Source organism: Pseudomonas sp. ABC1, from assembly GCF_013395055.1.
Taxonomy (GTDB): domain Bacteria; phylum Pseudomonadota; class Gammaproteobacteria; order Pseudomonadales; family Pseudomonadaceae; genus Stutzerimonas.
In genome coordinates this window covers 618,231-634,995 of the sequence record NZ_CP058349.1, presented here as the reverse complement: position 1 = coordinate 634,995, position 16,765 = coordinate 618,231, and the positions used below count along the sequence as shown (strand labels likewise).

Genomic DNA, 16,765 nt, shown 5'->3' with positions numbered 1-16,765 from the left:
CGCGTGGTCAGGCGTGCCAGATCAGCGTGGCGGCACATTTGGGGGCGCTGGCCAGCCAGCCGCCGGGAACTTCCTGCAAGTGTTCGCGCAGGTGGGCGTGCAAGTGCCGCAGGCGCTGTTTGTCCAGGGGGCCGAGCTTTTCCTGGAAATGCGCCAGGGCATCGTCGTAGTGGGGAAAGACGGTCGAAAAGCGCCAGTGGGTGAAGTGAATGGCGTCCGGACGCAGCCGTTCGCCGAGGTCGTCCAGCACCAGCAGGTGGCCGGGGGTGGTGTCGCTGCCGTGCAGAGAGGCGGGCAGGAAGCCGGACAGGCAATAGGTGCGCGGGCCTTCCTGGGCCGGCACGTTCCAGGCCAGGGCTCGGCGTGCCAGGGGGCGGACATGTTCGAGAAGGTGGCGTGCCTGGCCGTCCGCCACCGGGATATTGGCGCACAGCACCACCTCGGCGGGCGCCAGCGAAAGACGGGGGATGTCTTGCCACAGGCTGTCATGCAGGCGCAGCTCGATACCTGGCGTTCGGGCTGCGAGAGCGCTGATGCAGGTGCGCATGTAGGCGTTGGGTTCCAGGGCTGTCCAGCGTCCGCTGTCTTGCAGCAGTGCCTGGCCGAGCAGGCCGGAACCTGCGCCGATGTCGAGCAGGTCGCCACAGTGCCCCAACGTCTGGCGCAGGGCTGTACCTACCGTGGACAGGTAGTCGGACGCCGCCAGGTGTTCGGCATAGAAGGCGGCCTCGCGGTCACTCCAGACCGAGGTGGCAGGCGGCGCAGCAGGGGATGGCGTGGGCATCGTGATTCCAGTTGCACAGGATGGGGCCTGGCAGCCGGGCAGGGGATGTGCGCAAGGGTGGGCGGTGCGGGGAATGGCCTGCCCATCGGTCTGCGCCCGCCCACCGCGGGTTGCCGTTCGTTGGAATCAGGCCGGTCTCCGGGCTTGCGAGGGGCATGGAACATTCACCTTCCCATGCCGGCTGGCACAGTGGTCTGTCGAATGTTTCGCTCGCTTACCGTTGCGGGGGCAGCGCCGGACTGGTCAATGCAGATGACGCACCGGCTTCCCGTTTAACCCCATGCCGCAAGACATGGGACACCTGAAACAGTCGGGCATCTGAACATCGCCGGCCGGTTACGTCAATCGGTTGTGCCAGGCCGGATCTGAAAGCAGAAAGGCCACTTCCGCAAGGACGGAAGTGGCCTTTTAACTGGTACCCGAGGCCGGACTCGAACCGGCACGCCTTGCAGCGGGGGATTTTCTTACCACTTCGACTTTCGCCGCCGTCGCGTCCGTTGGAACGCTGCGTTCGTGGTCTGGAGCACGCCTTCACCCTAGCCATCATTCAGCCGTAGGTGCCCGCCGTCTGCTCTCTACACCTTCCCGGTCGCGGGACCGGGCTTGGCTCGGCGTTGGCTCGGATACCGTGATATCCAGGGCGTTCGCCGAGTTTGACGGGCTTCACCTCAGGGGTTTCCCCTTGAGGGCTCAAATGTTCAAGTCCCCTGTGTCTACCATTTCACCACTCGGGCAAGCGGTTGCAACATCCGGCGGCCTTCCGTTCTCGAAACTTCATTCGGGAACGTGTTGCATTCTCGGCCGGATCGTCGCGGCGCAGGACTATAACCACAGGGTAGGGCTTGCGCAAGCGAACCATGGCGGTGCGTCCGTTCGATCATGCCGGAGCGCTGCCCGGAACGGAGGCGCCAGGCAAGGGGGGAAGTGGTCGTCCGGACACAACCTTGGTATGCATTGCAATGGTTGAGCAATGCAGTAGGCTGTGCCGACCGTTACAAAATAATAAAGAGCGTTACATGAGCCCGGACATCAGCTTGCAGCGCAAATTTGTTTCTCCGGAAATCATTTTCGGTGCCGGTTGCCGCCACAGCGTGGGCAATTGCGCGGCCAATTTCGGCGCGCGCAAGGTGTTCCTAGTGTCCGACCCCGGCGTCGTCGCGGCGGGCTGGGTGGCGGACGTACAGGCCAGCCTGGAGCGGCAGAACATCGCCCATTGCCTGTTCACCGATGTTTCACCCAACCCGCGTACCCATGAAGTCATGCATGGCAGCGAGGTGTATCGCAGCGAAGGGTGCGACGCCATCGTCGCGGTCGGTGGCGGCAGCCCGATGGATTGCGCCAAGGGTATCGGCATCGCCGTCGCCCATGGGCGGCCGATCACCGAGTTTGAAGGTGTGGACACGCTGCGTGTGCCCAGTCCGCCGCTCATCCTCATCCCGACCACGGCGGGCACCTCGGCGGACGTGTCGCAGTTCGTGATCATCTCCAACCAGCAAGAGCAGATGAAGTTCTCCATCGTCAGCAAGGCCGCGGTGCCCGATGTGTCGCTGATCGATCCGGAAACCACGCTCAGCATGGACCCGTTCCTGGCCGCCTGTACCGGGATCGACGCGTTGGTGCATGCCATCGAGGCATTCGTTTCCACCGGGCACGGCCCGCTGACCGACCCCCACGCGCTGGAGGCCATGCGGCTGATCAATGGCAACCTGGTGCAGATGATCGCCAACCCGCAGGACATCGCCCTGCGCGAGAAGATCATGCTGGGCAGCATGCAGGCCGGCCTGGCGTTCTCCAATGCCATTCTCGGCGCCGTGCATGCCATGTCCCACAGCCTGGGCGGCTATCTCGACCTGCCGCACGGGCTGTGCAACGCCTCGCTGGTGGAGCATGTGGTGGCCTTCAACTACAAAGCGGCACCGGAGCGCTTCAAGGTGGTGGCGGAAACCTTCGGCATCGACGTGCGCGGCCTGACCCACGTGCAGATCCGCAATCGCCTGGTCCAGCACCTGATCGAGTTCAAGCAGTCCGTGGGTTTCCGCCAGACGTTGAGCCTGCACGGGGTCTCGGTGTCCGATATTCCGATGCTGTCGAAACACGCCATGCAGGACCCGTGCATCCTGACCAACCCGCGTTCGTCGACACAGCGTGATGTCGAGGTCGTCTATGCCGAAGCCCTCTGACGAGCAGCAACAGGCCCTGGCCGGCCTGCTCGGATTGGGCACCCATTCGGCGCGCAAGAGCCACTACCCGGAGTTGCAGGCACGGCTCGAAGAGCTGGAGGAAGAGCGCAACCGCTACAAGTGGCTGTTCGAGCATGCTGTTCACGGCATCTTCCAGGCCGGCTTGCAGGGCGGCATGCGTGCGGCGAACCCGGCGCTGGTACGGATGCTGGGCTATGAGTCGGTCGAGCAGGCCATGTGCGAGCTGAGCAAGCGCTCGCACAACCTGTTCGTCGGTGGGGAGGCCGAGCTCGTCAGCATCCGTCGGACGTTGAGCCAGGAGCGAGGCCTGTTCGGCTATGAAACGCGCCTGCGTCGCAAGGACGGCAGCGCCATCGACGTGATGATGAACCTGCTGCTGAAGCCGGGTGACGAGGCGCTGGTCGAAGGGTTCGTCGCCGACATCACCGAGCGCAAGCAGGCCCAACTGCATCTCATGCAGCTCAATGAGCAACTGGAACTGCGTGTCGCCGAGCGCACGAGTGAGCTGCGCGAGGCGCGTGATGCCGCCGAGGCGGCCAACCTCAGCAAGGACAAATACCTGGCAGCGGCCAGCCATGACCTGTTGCAGCCCCTGAATGCCGCGCGGCTGCTGATCTCGACCCTGCGCGAGCGCAGCCTGCCCGTGGCCGAGCAGACACTGGTGGAACGTGCCCACCAGGCGCTCGAAGGGGCCGAGGACCTGCTGACCGATCTGCTGGATATTTCCAAGCTGGATCAGAGTGCGATCAAGCCGGATATCCACGACTACCGGCTGGACGAGATCTTCCGCCCCTTGTTGTCGGAGTTCCAACCGGTCGCCCAGGCCAAGGGGCTCGAACTCGAATGCTATATCCCGGCCGTTACCATCCGAGGTGATTTCCGCCTGCTGACCCGCATCCTGCGTAACTTCCTCAGCAACGCCTGCCGCTACACCGACCAGGGGCGTGTGCTGCTGGGCGCGCGCAAGCGCAATGGGCACGTGCGCCTGGAGGTCTGGGACACCGGCCGGGGCATCGCGCCGGAGCAGATCGAGTCGATCTTCCTGGAGTTCAACCAGTTGGGGGTGCAGAGAGCTGTGGAGCGGGCAGGGGTCGGGCTTGGCCTGGCGATCGTCGAGCGTATCGCGAAGATGCTCGATTACCGGATCGAAGTGCTGTCGCAAGCCGGGCATGGCTCCATGTTCAGCGTCCATGTGCCGTTGGGGCAACCTGTGGATGAGCCGCAGGCCGGGTTTCCGGCGCTGGTGCCGGTGGTGGGTGACCCCCTGCCAGGGCGCCGCTTGCTGGTGATCGACAACGAGGTCAGCATCCTGCTGAGCATGCGTGCCTTGCTGGAGCAGTGGGGCTGCGAGGTCCTGACGGCGACGGATCGGCAGGAAGCCTTTGCGGTCCTGGCGTCACGGGCGCCCGACCTGATACTGGCCGACTACCACCTGGACCTTGGTGTGACTGGCTGGGACGTGGCACAGAGCGTGCGGCGCCACTTCGCCAGGGCGATACCGGTGGTGATGATCACCGCGGATCGCAGCGACCAGTGCCGCCAGCAATTGCAGGGCCTCAACGTACCCGTGCTGAACAAACCGGTGAAGGCTGGCAAGATGCGTTCGGTCCTGAGCCATCTGGTGCAACGACGCGAAGTGCTTGCGGAACCGGACCCAGGCAGGGTTTCATAACCCTTATTCAGGTAGGGTAATGCTTCCCGGCAACATGGACGCCGTGGAGGCGGGCATTCCCCCCTGGCGGTCTGCTACAGTCTCCTGCGCAGGCCATTTGCTCTGTCCAGATTCAATTGCGTACAACGAGGTATCAGCTTGATTAGGGTGCTGGTGGTCGATGACCACGATCTGGTACGCACGGGAATCGCCCGTATGCTGGCCGATATCACAGGGCTTGATGTCGTCGGTCAGGCCGAATCCGGCGAGGAAGCGATCAGCAAGACCCGCGAGCTCAAGCCCGATGTGGTGCTGATGGATGTGAAGATGCCAGGCATCGGCGGCCTGGAAGCCACGCGCAAACTGATGCGCAGTCATCCGGACCTCAAGGTGATCGCGGTCACGGTATGCGAGGACGATCCTTTCCCGACTCGGTTGTTGCAGGCTGGCGCCGCGGGTTACCTGAGCAAGGGTGCGGCACTGGATGAAATGGTGCAGGCCATCCGCAAGGTCTTTGCCGGGCAGCGCCACATCAGTCCGCAAATCGCTCAGCAACTGGCACTCAAGCCGTTCCAGTCGTCAGCAGACGGATCGCCCTTCGACCTGTTGTCCGAGCGGGAAATGCAGATTGCGCTGATGATCGCCAACTGCCAGAAGGTCCAGGCCATTTCCGACACGCTGTTCCTGTCGCCGAAGACCGTCAATACTTATCGCTACCGCATCTACGAGAAACTGGGGATTTCCAGCGACGTGGAGCTGGCGCTGCTTGCCGTACGCCACGGAATGGTCGACGCCATCAGCTGATGAACACTTTCGACTCGTCCGCTTTCCTGGCCGCCTGCAGCGGACGGCCAGGTGTCTACCGCATGTTCGACAGCGACGGCAACCTGCTGTACGTCGGCAAGGCGAAGAACCTCAAGAAACGCCTCTCAAGTTATTTCCGCAAGACCGGGCAGGCACCGAAGACGGCAGCGCTGGTGGCGAAGATCGCCCAGGTGGAAACCACCATCACCTCGAACGAGACCGAGGCCCTGCTGCTCGAACAGACGCAGATCAAGCAGTGGCGTCCGCCGTACAACATCCTGCTGCGCGACGACAAATCCTATCCGTATGTCCTGCTGTCCAGCGGCGACTATCCGCGCCTGGGGATTCATCGCGGTGCGAAGAAGGAAAGTGGCCGCTACTTCGGGCCTTATCCGAGTGCCCTGGCGATACGCGAGAGCCTGAACCTGCTGCAGAAGACTTTCCTGGTGCGCCAGTGCGAGGACAGTTACTTCCGCAACCGTACCCGGCCTTGTCTGCAATACCAGATCAAGCGCTGCAAGGCGCCCTGTGTCGGGCTGGTGTCGCCCGAGGAATATGCGCAGGACGTGCGCCACTCGAGCATGTTTCTCGAAGGCCGCAGCAATGCCCTGGCCGACGAACTCTCGCGTTCGATGGAGCAGGCGGCGATGGCGCTGGATTTCGAGCAGGCTGCGCAGTTGCGTGACCAGATCGCGCTGTTGCGGCGGGTGCAGGACCAGCAGAGCATGGAGGGCGGCCATGGCAATGTGGATGTCGTTGCCGCGGTGGCCAGTCCGGGCGGTGCCTGTGTGCACCTGATCAGTGTGCGCGCCGGGCGGGTGCTGGGCGGCAAGAACTTCTTCCCCAAGGTAGCCATCGAGGAGCGCCCCGAGGACGTCCTGCTGGCATTCCTCGAACAGTATTACCTGAGCGCGCAGGAGCGCGACTTGCCCAGTGAGCTGATCGTCAATGCCATGCATGAGGATTACGCCACCCTGATCGATGCCATGGCTCAACTGCATGGCGTGGAGATCGGTATTGCGCACCGTGTGCGTGGTACGCGGGCGCGCTGGCAGCAGTTGGCCCTGACCAATGCCGAGCAGGCGTTGGCGGCGCGCCTGGCCAATCGTCAGCATGTCGAGGCGCGTTTCGAGGCGCTGGCGGAAGCCCTGCAACTGGATGCGCCGCCTGCGCGGCTGGAGTGCTTCGATATCAGCCATTCCAGCGGTGAGGCGACCGTGGCGTCTTGCGTGGTATTCGGGCCGCAGGGGCCGATCAAGTCCGACTACCGTCGCTACAACATCGAGGGCGTGGCGGCGGGGGACGACTATGCCGCCATGCGCCAGGCCTTGACGCGGCGCCTGCGCAGGTCGGTGGATGGCGCCGGCAAGTTGCCGGACATTCTGCTGGTGGACGGTGGCAAGGGGCAGCTGAACATGGCCCGGGAAGTGATCGAGGAACTGGGTGTGCAGGGGCTGACGTTGCTTGGCGTGGCCAAGGGTGTCACGCGCAAACCTGGACTTGAAACACTTTACCTGAATGATATCGCCCATGAGTTCACCCTGCCGGGCAATTCACCGGCCCTGCACCTGATCCAGCAGATCCGCGACGAGTCGCACCGTTTCGCTATCACCGGGCACCGCGCACGGCGTGGCAAGACGCGGCGTACGTCAACGCTGGAGGATGTGCCTGGCATCGGTCCCAAGCGGCGCCGCGAGTTGCTCAAGCACTTTGGTGGGCTCCAGGAGTTGTCCCGTGCCAGCAGCGACGAGATTGCCAAGGCACCGGGTATCAGTAAAAAGCTTGCCGAGTCGATTTATGCAACGTTGCACAGTGAGTAGAATCCCCACCAAATCTGTCGATCAATGGTATCCATGAACATTCCCAACATTCTTACCGTACTTCGGGTACTGCTGATTCCGATCTTCGTCCTGTTGTTCTACCTGCCGTTCGGCTGGAGCTACCTGGCCGCCAGCGCGGTCTTCACGGTGGCCGCCGTCACCGACTGGCTGGATGGCTACCTGGCGCGCCGCCTGCAACAGAGCACGCCGTTCGGAGCCTTCCTCGACCCGGTTGCCGACAAGCTGATGGTCGCGGTGGCACTGGTGCTGTTGGTCGAAGAACACGCCAACCTGTGGCTGACGCTGCCGGCAGTGATCATCATCGGTCGCGAGATCGTCGTCTCGGCCCTGCGCGAGTGGATGGCCGAGCTGGGGGCGAGGGCGCACGTGGCGGTTTCCAGCCTGGGCAAATGGAAGACCACGGCGCAAATGGTTGCGCTGGTCATCCTGCTGGCCAACCCGCCGGCCCTGACCATCTGGGTCGGCCTGGGGTATGCCTTGCTGCTGGTAGCGGCTGCGCTGACCATCTGGTCCATGGTGCATTACCTGCTGGCCGCCTGGCCGCACCTGAATCCCGAGGAAAAGAAATAAAACTTTTTTAATCAAGGGGTTGACGGCGCCTTTGGAATCTATAGAATGTCGCCCTGTCACCAAGACAAGCGGGAATAGCTCAGTTGGTAGAGCACGACCTTGCCAAGGTCGGGGTCGCGAGTTCGAGTCTCGTTTCCCGCTCCAATTTATGATTTACAGACATCCACTGACGTCTGTAAATCGTTGAAAACAGGACCTTCGGGTCCTTTTTTCATTCCAGCAACGTCCACTGAAATCCACCTGTATCTGCGACTTTTTAGTCCATAATTTAGTCCATAAATACGGGTAAGCGTGGTTCCGCATTGTTGCTGGGTGCGAGCGGTGATCGAGTCCAGGATGGGCCCTAACTCTGCAAGTTAGGAGCTACACCATGGCACTCTCCGACATGGCCGTTCGCAAGTCCAAAGCAACTGGCAAAGCCTACACACTAGGCGATATCGACGGTCTTTCTCTCGCTGTCACTGCTCAAGGCGGCCGCACTTGGCACTTCCGCTACTGCTGGGCGGGCAAACAAAAACGCATGTCTCTGGGCACCTATCCTGAAGTTGGCCTGCGTGAAGCCCGAGAGCTGCGTGATCAGGCGCGTGCGCTCCTGGCGAAAGGCATCAACCCCAAGCTCGATCGCAAACACAAGCGCCAGGCTGTGAAACTGGCAGATGAGCACACCTTCAAGGCAGTGTTCCTGCAATGGGTAGAGCATCGGAAACTGGAACTCAAGGAGGGTCGCCAGAGTACGCTGTCGCAGATCAACCGAATTTTCGGGAAAGATGTGCTACCCACGCTGGGCAAGCTTTCCATCTACGATGTCCGCCGCACCGACCTGCTTGACGTACTGGCCAAGATCGAACAGCGCCGAGCGTTCACCACCGCCGAAAAGGTCCGGACTTGGTTTAACCAACTTTTCCGCTATGCCCTGGTTAAGGTGGAACGAATGGAGGTCAACCCAGCGTCCGACCTGGATGTCGTAGCTGTTCCCAAACCCCCGGTGGCTCACAATCCTTTCCTTCGCCTGCCAGAGTTGCCGGAGTTGCTGCAGAAGCTGCGCGGCTATCGTGGTGCCTTGACCACACAACTGGGCATCCGTCTGCTGCTTTTGACCGGGGTGCGCACGGGCGAACTGCGCCTGGCGACCCCAGATCAGTTCGATCTGGACAAGGGGCTGTGGACTATTCCGCCCGAAGTGGTCAAGCAACTGCAACTCGACATGCGCAAGAAAGGCAAGCGTGCGCAGGATATTCCGCCCTATATCGTGCCGCTTTCGGTGCAGGCTATGGAAATCGTCCGCCACTTACTGAACGAAGTGAAACCCGCCCAACGTTACCTGCTGTCGCATCGTAGCGATTTGAAGAAGCGAATCAGCGAAAATACCCTCAACTATGCCTTGACCCGCATGGGCTACAAGGATGTGCTGACCGGGCACGGCATCCGCGGCACTATCTCGACTGCGCTCAACGAAGTGGGTTATCTGAAAATCTGGGTCGATGCACAGTTGTCGCATAGCGATCCCAATCAGGTCAGCGCGGCGTACAACCATGCCATGTACGTTGAGCCACGGCGCAAAATGATGCAGGACTGGGCTGACCGTCTCGACCTTCTAGAGCAAAACCAGGTAGAAGCTGCCAGCGCACACCTGAATATCAGCATCGAAGGCATGCCGACCATGATCGAAGATGAACGGCTTACGGGAACAACGCAAAAGATAAACGCCGTTTCGCCTGCTGGCACTGTTCCTGTTGTGGTCAGTACGATCGACCAAAACACGACCTTCCATCGCCTTCCTGCTGTGCCCGTTCTGCAAAAGGCGGCTCAACCAGAAATCGAGGTGTCGTTAATTCAGCGCGAGCGCGAGGAAATGTTGGCCATCTACGAATCACCGAACATCCTGCCGGTGCCTCTATTCGGCAAGCTGGCGGGTAAATCCAAGGACCAGATCAACCGAGAACTGAAAGCGGGTAAGCTGCTGTCAATCAGCCTGGGCAACCGGGGGCAGCGCATACCAGACTGGCAACTGGTGCCGCTCAAGCTCAAATTGGCTCAAGTGGTACTCAAACAGCTTCCTGCAGCTGACACATGGGATCTGTACCACCTGTTGACCAAGCCGCACCCAGGTCTGGATAACCGCGCGGCTATCGAAATCGTGACACCGACCAATCTGGGCAAGATAGTGCAAGTGCTACTGGAAGCAGCATCTTCTGCTTCTGAGGTTGAAGTCACATTGCCAGAGTTCCCTGATCAGGTACGCGAAAGCGTGCGAAAGCTGGTTAGTGATGCAATCTCACATCGTAATGATAGCCAGCCTTTGTCTCCGGAAAGCGCTTTCTCACGAATCTGAGCATAAAAGGAGCGTCTATTGAAATTGGATGGAAGGAACCCTGGATAGATCATTCAGGCGTGAGATAAAGCGATTCAACTGATCTGAATTGTTACCTTCCTTCCGCAAAAGGTAGGTTGTCAGTATCGCTTCTTCTCTATCCATGATGGGACGTGCAACGACATCTGGGTGGCGGCATACCCTCATTTGCGCCGCAGTCACAAAGCCGATCCCATAACCCGCTGCCACCAGAGTCAGCATCATGTCCAGAGAGGTTGCATGCTCAACCAGCTCAGGTTCATCCGCAAGCGCACACAGCAAGCGAGAGACTTGACGGCAATAACCTTCGCATACGTCGGGGTGACACGCAATTACGGGATAGCGAACTGCCTCACTCAGTGGAACACGACCGTGTGCAAGCAATGGATGGCGAGCAGGAACAGCCAGCAGTAAAGGGTCGTGCCAAACGGCCTCAGCCACGATTCCATTGCCAGCATTATTAGCACGCGAGAACCCTGCGTCGAAGTGCCCCTCATGTAGCCCACGTAATTGTTCGGCCAATGGAGCCTCCGTAATTCGCACCTCTACTTCAGGTTCTTCCGCGCGGCAGCGCGCCAGCCAGGTTGATAAACGCGGTTCAGTTGCGCCGTCGGAAACGGCAATGCGCAATATCCCCCGACGCCCCGTAGCAACGGACTTGGCATTTTCTCGGGCCTGCTCAATCGAGGTAAACAGCTTGCGTACGTCCTGTTGGAATGCTCGGCCAGCTGGAGTGAGCTGAGTGCCACGGCGATTGCGAGCAAAAAGCTTCAATCCCATGTCATCTTCGAGTTCTTTAATTGCCCGTGAGAGTGGTGATTGTTCGATATGGAGCCGCTCAGCGGCACGGGCAAAATGGAGTTCCTCTGCTACGGCAAGAAAACAACGAAGATGGCGCAGTTCCATTGGCTTTTTCCTTCTTTCTCACGATTTGATAGATGGAGGCCGGCGCAACCAATCAGCTATGAGTGAATTGGCTGTGCGTACGGCAAACATATGGCTGTCAGCACCTCGTCGTTCAGCCATACGTACCGCACATTCACGCAGGCTCCGCGACGCCATTCTTCGCTCCAGTCCTCAGTCAGACGCAGGACAAGCGACTTGGCCTCACAATCGACGATCTCCGCAGCATGGAAATCCTTGAACTGGAGCACCAACGGATAAAGTGCCTTGTAGAGCGCTTCTTTCGCGGAGAAAAGCAGCGTCAGTGCCCGCGCGCGGCATGGAATGGCCCCTGCCAAGCAGATCAACTCGCTATCACTGCCAACGCTGCGCTGTATGTCCGCCACGGTGGAGGGTGAGATCAATGATTCGACATCAACTCCCAAGGCATGGAACCTTGATGTAGGGGCTACCATGGCCACGGCAATTGATGTGCAGTGGCTGATACTGCCCAGCACACCCGACGGCCAAACGGGTAACCGATCCCTTGCAGCCAAGGGAAAGCCAGAGACAACCCCCATGGCTAACAGAGATCGGTAGGCACAGAGGCGTCCAGCGAGGAATTCCTTTCGCCGTTTGGTGCCCATGTCCCTCACCATGCATTGCAACGCCCAACTGCCCTGGGGAAGCCATGCTTCGGCCTGTATCCCCAGGGCAGTTGGAAAGGCAAGTCCGGTGAGCCGAACGTCAGTCGGCAATTCCAATAGGCCACCAAGATCAGGAATCCACGCCGTTACCGCGTGATCAAGCCACGAAAACATTGGAGGAATGAGTCAATGCTCCTTCGAGGCAAACAGGTAAGGCCCCACGGAAGTTAGCTTCTCGCACGTTTCTTCCCATTCGCGTTCTGGTGTTGAGTGCGGCACCAACCCCGCACCGGCTTGCAGCCATGCCTTGCCTGCCTCACGGTACGCTGATCGCAGCACCAAGGTGGCGTCCAGCGAACCGTCGCTGTCCGCAATCAACACGCATCCGCTGTAAAGCCCCCTCTTGCGCCCTTCATGCCGGCTGATGCTTTCCAGTGCTTCCTTTTTCGGGATGCCGGATGCCGTGACGGCTGGGAACAGCTTTTCGAATGCAGTCCATGCGCTGGCTCCAGGCGCCAGGATGCCTTTCACGTGTGATGCCAGATGCTGGACACTACCGCGCTCCAGCACGTTCATGAAGTCGTCCACAATGACTGATTCACGCTGGCATGCCTGCAACATTTCCTGGACAGCGAGCTTCACCGAGACCGCGTGTTCGGCGATTTCCTTCACGTCTGACTCCAGTTCTTCGCGAAGTTGCCGGTCTGCATCCTGATTCCCCGTCAATGCGCGTGTTCCCGCCAGGGGTTGGGTCGTCACATTGCGCTCGCCATCAACGGTCACGACGATTTCCGGGCTGAAGCCGTATGCCTGAAACTCGCCGTCTTGTAACAAGAACGAGCGGGCGGGCGTATTGGACTGCCGCCCAGCGTAGTAGCTGGCGACCATGTCCACGGTGGACGGAACCTCGACAGGACGAGAGAGGATAACTTTCTGGTAGCGGCCCTCCTGCATGTCCTGTACGGCAGAGGCCACGATTTCACGGTATTGAGCACCACCCGTTGAACGCACATCCAACGCGATAGGCGTATCACTACTGGACAGCACATTTTTTTCGGCCGTCTCGACAATGGCCTTCAAACGGGGGATCTCCTCGGCACTTAGGGCACGCAGTTGCACCGACTCACGCCTGAAGCGGATTTCGCTGTTTGGAATCACGATTCGCAACAACGGACCAGCATTGTGAGGGTTCTCAACACCATAGGTCAGATAGGCGAACTCGAAATCAGCTCGGCCATAAGCACGCCAGTGTTCGAAAGGAATATCTACCAGCGCCTGCTCGATACCTTCACTGGCTGAACTGGTTTGCCAAGTCTTCCCATCACTGCGTCGAACCGTTCCATTCGAGTCGACCATAATTTCCATCGCGCTTCCCAGCCCCAGCGTCCATTCTCCATGATGTTCATACAAGACATAGGGACTGGCTTCATGACGGATGAAGTCGACCACTTTCACAGCCAGTTCGAATGGCGATGTATCTGTTGCCATAGTCTCTTGCTGGTAACGTGACGGCACGGTCTCGGCCGCCCCTGAAGCCCGTTGAGTTGCGATGACAACCAGACGCCGTTTGTCGATTTTTCTTGCGGCGGTCAAAGGCCACTCGTCAATGGTCTCGATCTGGTCTGGTACCTTGTAGTCGCTCAGACCCCTCTCGCGCAGAGCCGTCTTGATACTCATTGGGTCGATGGTCTGTCCCTCCGGCTTGATGAAAACGCAGATTCGCTCACCCAGCAAATCGTCGGGAACCCCAATGGCCACGGCGGCATGAACGCCATGCAGCGAACTGATGGCTTCTTCAACTTCGGCTGCGGAGATCTTCTCACCGCAGCGGTTGATTTGCTCCTTGATGCGGCCTTCCACGATCAGATTGCCACTTTTGTCACGGCGGACCAGATCACCGGATCGGTAGAAACCATCCTCGGTGAAGCTGGATGCGTTCTGTATCGGTGCGCGGAAGTAGCCGCGAATCGTGTAGGGGCCGCGGGTCAGTAACTGCCCGACTTGTCCTTCAGGAACGTCTCGGTCGTCCTCATCGACAATTCGAACCTCGTCTTTGGGAGACAAAGGCCGACCTTGGGTATGAATGATGGTTTCGATTGGGTCGTCCAGCCGTGTGTAGCACAACAGACCCTCGGCCATGCCGAAGACCTGCTGCAGTGGGCATCCAATGACATCGACCAGTTGCCGGGCCAATCCGGCCTCCAGCCTGGCGCCACCGACCTGTATGAGCTTGAGGCTGGACAAATCACTGTCCTCCCATTCACGACCTTCCACCCACAGTTTGGCCAGTGGTGGCACCAGCGCCACATGCGTGACGCCGTGCTGCTCAATCAGCGGCATGGCCTCATCGCAACTGGCTGAGGTTGTGGCTACCACCTTGCCGCCGCATTGAAAGGTCCCCAGAACGCCAGGCGAAGCAAGCGTGAAATTGTGGGCGGCGGGCAGCACCGCCAGAAAAACCATGTCGCGCTCGAATCCGCACAGGTTGGCAGATGCAGTGAAATTGTAGAAATAGTCCCCATGCGTGCGGGGAATCAGCTTCGGCGTGCCCGTTGTGCCACCTGAAAGCAGCAGCAAGGCGATATCACTTCTATCTTGTTCAGGCCATGGGCAGGTGGGCCCCAGCAGTGTCTCTAGGATCAGCACGTTGCGTGTTTCGGACTCTGCGTCCCCATCCATGACCACCAGTCGCAGGCCTTCATGTTTGGTTTGCATCCTGCGCGCCAGCTCCAGATAGTCGTGTTCACCTGTGTCATCAGGGATGAAATAAGCGGCTGGCTTTGCAAGCGCCATCAAAGCATCTATGTCTTGCTCCCTCTGATTGGGCATTGCCATCACGGGAATGGCACCCAAACGCAGTAGCGCAAATACCGTGTAGAAGAAACCGAACGTGTTGGGCAAATGGACCATGGCATGGTCGCCTGCTCGCAGGCCAGCAGCGTACAAGCCACCGGCCAGACGTTCGACGCGTTCTTGCAAGGCGGTATAGGTCAGGGATTCACCACTTTCATTGACCAGGGCCGTGCGCTCGCCATAGTCATGTGCCCATTGCGATAGGCAATGACCCAGAAGCAAAGGCTTGTCGTACTGATTCAAGTTGGTGGCGGATATATCGGCTGTCATAACAAGGTTCCTTTATTTGCAAGCGCACATCGGCATGTGCGCGAAATCCAGTTCAAAACGGCGTCGGATGTGTTCCAGAAAGGCTCTCGGACGCCGAGTGGCATAAAAATGGTCGCCAGCAATGGCTACCGGCCCCTTCGCATCACATAGCCAGCTTTTCCAGGCATCGACCTCCGAGTCCCAGGCTTCCTGGTCTGCGCTGCCATAGATCAGCAAAGCTGGCGTTTGCAGTTGGCGATCAGCAGCCAATGCCTGCGGCAGCCCATAGCTTTCGGTTGCGCGGAAATCCGCTCGCAGCATCGGCATGAACACAGGCCACAAGCCAGGTTCGTTCAACAGTTCCTGGGCGCTGCCACCAATGGCAACCAACTGTTCCAGGAAGGCGCGATCTTCCAAATGGCTGATGAGGCGACGGCCTTGAAGATGCGGCGCATGGCAACCAGAAAGAACCAGGCCATGTGGAGTTGTGCCTTGCTGCTCAAGGCGAGCACAAACCTCATAGGCCACCTGAGCCCCCATGCTGTGGCCAGCAATGACGAGCTGCTGGTAGTCGATTTTCTGTGTCCGAATCGCCACCAAAACTTGGTCGGCAAGTTCTTCAATGCTTGATGCGCAGGGCTCGCTCATTCGATGGTCGCGCCCTGGATAAACCGCCAGCCAGACTTGCAAGTCGACAGGCTGAAGATCGCGCCAACTCCGAAAGGCACTGGCGCTCCCACCGGCAAAGGGGCAAAGCACTAGATGGAGGTCTCCAGTGCCGGGTTCGTTCGGGCTGCAAAGAGGCAACAGGCTATCCATCCGTGCCTCCTTCCTCTTCCTGATCTGCTGCCAGTTCTTTCCAACTGATCAATTTCGGTGGAGACAGATGCTGCTCAGTCACAGGTGGAACGATGTGCAGGACATCGAGCCACAAGCGAGCCAACGCTAACTGGTGTGCTGCACTGAATCCTGCCGGAACGCTGGCACCATCCAAAACCAGGCAAAGCCCGTGCAGGACATGCGCAATACCCGCAGCGCCATCAATTTCAAAGGCGTCACGCCAGTTTTTGGCTGCATCGTGCAGGATCATGGAAGTCGGTCGCGCATAGGCATCTTCCTCCTGGGCATAGCGGTACATCGTGCGATCACGGCTGTCGTGCTGCGTGTCATGGAAAAGCCCCGTCCACAGTACAGGCCCATAGCTTGCTTCCAGCGTCAGATAGCCTGACGGCCAAAGCAGGCTGGCTTGGTGCATTACCAGGCTGTACATATCGGGATCGGACGGGTCCAGATAGGCTTGCAAGCGCAGCACGGCGTGACATCCACCCGGAAGCATCAAGCTGATCGGCACGAAACGTGCGTCGGCACCCTGCAGTAGTTGAACCTGTATCTCGCCGCCCGCAGGAACACCACACGCTTGCAGCAATAAGTCCAACGTCGAATACAACAACTGGCGGCTGGTGGTCAGGTGCGCGGAGCATGGCACCTCACCATCCAGGCAATGGCGGATTCGGGTCGCCCGGTCTATCCAGCAGCGACCTGCCGGTACATGGGGATAGAAGCTGTTGACCCAGTACAGCAGGCCATGTTCTTCAGCAAGCGACTGGAGCCGGGCAATATCATCCGGGTGCAGGGGGTGTTCCTGCACCACATGGACGCCCCGATTCAATAACGCTGCCGCCAATTGGCTGCCTTCTCCATGAGCCACCGTCGAGCGCACCACCACGCAGGCGATGTCGATATCGTCCGGAACTTGCTCAAGGCTTGTGTAGAGTGGAATGCCAAAGTCATGTGACAATTGCTGGGCTCTGCGGCTACCTCGGGCCAGCAGACCGGCCAGTTCAAGACCCGGCAGAGGCTGCATGAAGGCGTTGAGATACACCTCGCCAAATTTGGCACCCACAACCAGCACGCGCCGGTTCTTTCTGATGGC

General features: G+C 59.6%; 12 protein-coding genes, 1 tRNA gene and 1 riboswitch. Of the genes, 7 read left to right on the top strand and 6 right to left on the bottom strand.

Annotated features, from left to right (window positions below; all coding sequences use genetic code 11):
* Positions 1–7: 7 nt before the first annotated feature.
* A complete protein-coding gene (locus HW090_RS02550; RefSeq protein ID WP_179112004.1) occupies positions 8–784 on the bottom strand; it encodes a class I SAM-dependent methyltransferase in 777 nt (258 codons plus the stop codon).
* Positions 785–895: 111 nt separating this feature from the next.
* Positions 896–1,104: riboswitch (cobalamin riboswitch) on the bottom strand.
* Positions 1,105–1,800: 696 nt separating this feature from the next.
* On the opposite strand from HW090_RS02550, the gene ercA reads away from it, so the two are divergent.
* The 7 genes from ercA to HW090_RS02515 all read left to right on the top strand — a co-directional run bounded on the left by ercA (position 1,801) and on the right by HW090_RS02515 (position 10,183).
* Positions 1,801–2,964: an alcohol dehydrogenase-like regulatory protein ErcA gene (ercA, locus tag HW090_RS02545; protein WP_179112003.1), complete on the top strand. Its 1,164-nt coding sequence runs from the start codon at positions 1,801–1,803 to the stop codon at positions 2,962–2,964.
* A complete protein-coding gene (locus tag HW090_RS02540) occupies positions 2,948–4,657 on the top strand; it encodes a NahK/ErcS family hybrid sensor histidine kinase/response regulator (protein ID WP_179112002.1) in 1,710 nt (569 codons plus the stop codon). The genes ercA and HW090_RS02540 overlap by 17 nt, the downstream gene beginning before the upstream one ends.
* A gap of 138 nt (positions 4,658–4,795) precedes the next feature.
* Positions 4,796–5,440: a UvrY/SirA/GacA family response regulator transcription factor gene (uvrY, locus tag HW090_RS02535; protein ID WP_179112001.1), complete on the top strand. Its 645-nt coding sequence runs from the start codon at positions 4,796–4,798 to the stop codon at positions 5,438–5,440.
* Positions 5,440–7,260: an excinuclease ABC subunit UvrC gene (gene uvrC / locus HW090_RS02530; RefSeq protein ID WP_373416358.1), complete on the top strand. Its 1,821-nt coding sequence runs from the start codon at positions 5,440–5,442 to the stop codon at positions 7,258–7,260. Before uvrY ends, uvrC begins: the two co-directional genes overlap by 1 nt.
* A 33-nt stretch (positions 7,261–7,293) precedes the next feature.
* Positions 7,294–7,851: a CDP-diacylglycerol--glycerol-3-phosphate 3-phosphatidyltransferase gene (gene pgsA, locus HW090_RS02525; protein WP_179112000.1), complete on the top strand. Its 558-nt coding sequence runs from the start codon at positions 7,294–7,296 to the stop codon at positions 7,849–7,851.
* Positions 7,852–7,919: 68 nt separating this feature from the next.
* A tRNA-Gly gene (locus HW090_RS02520) sits at positions 7,920–7,995 on the top strand.
* A 226-nt stretch (positions 7,996–8,221) separates the two neighbouring features.
* Positions 8,222–10,183, top strand: a complete 1,962-nt coding sequence (locus HW090_RS02515; protein WP_179111999.1) for an integrase arm-type DNA-binding domain-containing protein — start codon at positions 8,222–8,224, stop codon at positions 10,181–10,183.
* A 15-nt stretch (positions 10,184–10,198) separates the two neighbouring features.
* On the opposite strand, the gene HW090_RS02510 is transcribed toward HW090_RS02515, so the two are convergent.
* The 5 genes from HW090_RS02510 to HW090_RS02490 all read right to left on the bottom strand — a co-directional run bounded on the left by HW090_RS02510 (position 10,199) and on the right by HW090_RS02490 (position 16,762).
* Positions 10,199–11,107 (bottom strand): LysR family transcriptional regulator, encoded by a 909-nt coding sequence (locus HW090_RS02510; protein WP_179111998.1) that lies wholly within the window; start codon positions 11,105–11,107, stop codon positions 10,199–10,201.
* Positions 11,108–11,163: 56 nt separating this feature from the next.
* A complete protein-coding gene (locus HW090_RS02505) occupies positions 11,164–11,730 on the bottom strand; it encodes a 4'-phosphopantetheinyl transferase (RefSeq protein ID WP_179111997.1) in 567 nt (188 codons plus the stop codon).
* 186 nt (positions 11,731–11,916) lie between these two features.
* Positions 11,917–14,853, bottom strand: coding sequence for a salicylate synthase (locus HW090_RS17965; RefSeq protein WP_179111996.1), 2,937 nt, complete (start codon positions 14,851–14,853; stop codon positions 11,917–11,919).
* 12 nt (positions 14,854–14,865) lie between these two features.
* Positions 14,866–15,651, bottom strand: a complete 786-nt coding sequence (locus tag HW090_RS02495) for a thioesterase II family protein (protein WP_179111995.1) — start codon at positions 15,649–15,651, stop codon at positions 14,866–14,868.
* Positions 15,644–16,762 carry a Gfo/Idh/MocA family oxidoreductase gene (locus HW090_RS02490; protein WP_373416378.1) on the bottom strand — a complete coding sequence of 373 codons (1,119 nt, stop codon included), beginning with the start codon at positions 16,760–16,762 and terminating at the stop codon, positions 15,644–15,646. Before HW090_RS02490 ends, HW090_RS02495 begins: the two co-directional genes overlap by 8 nt.
* Positions 16,763–16,765 lie beyond the last annotated feature (3 nt).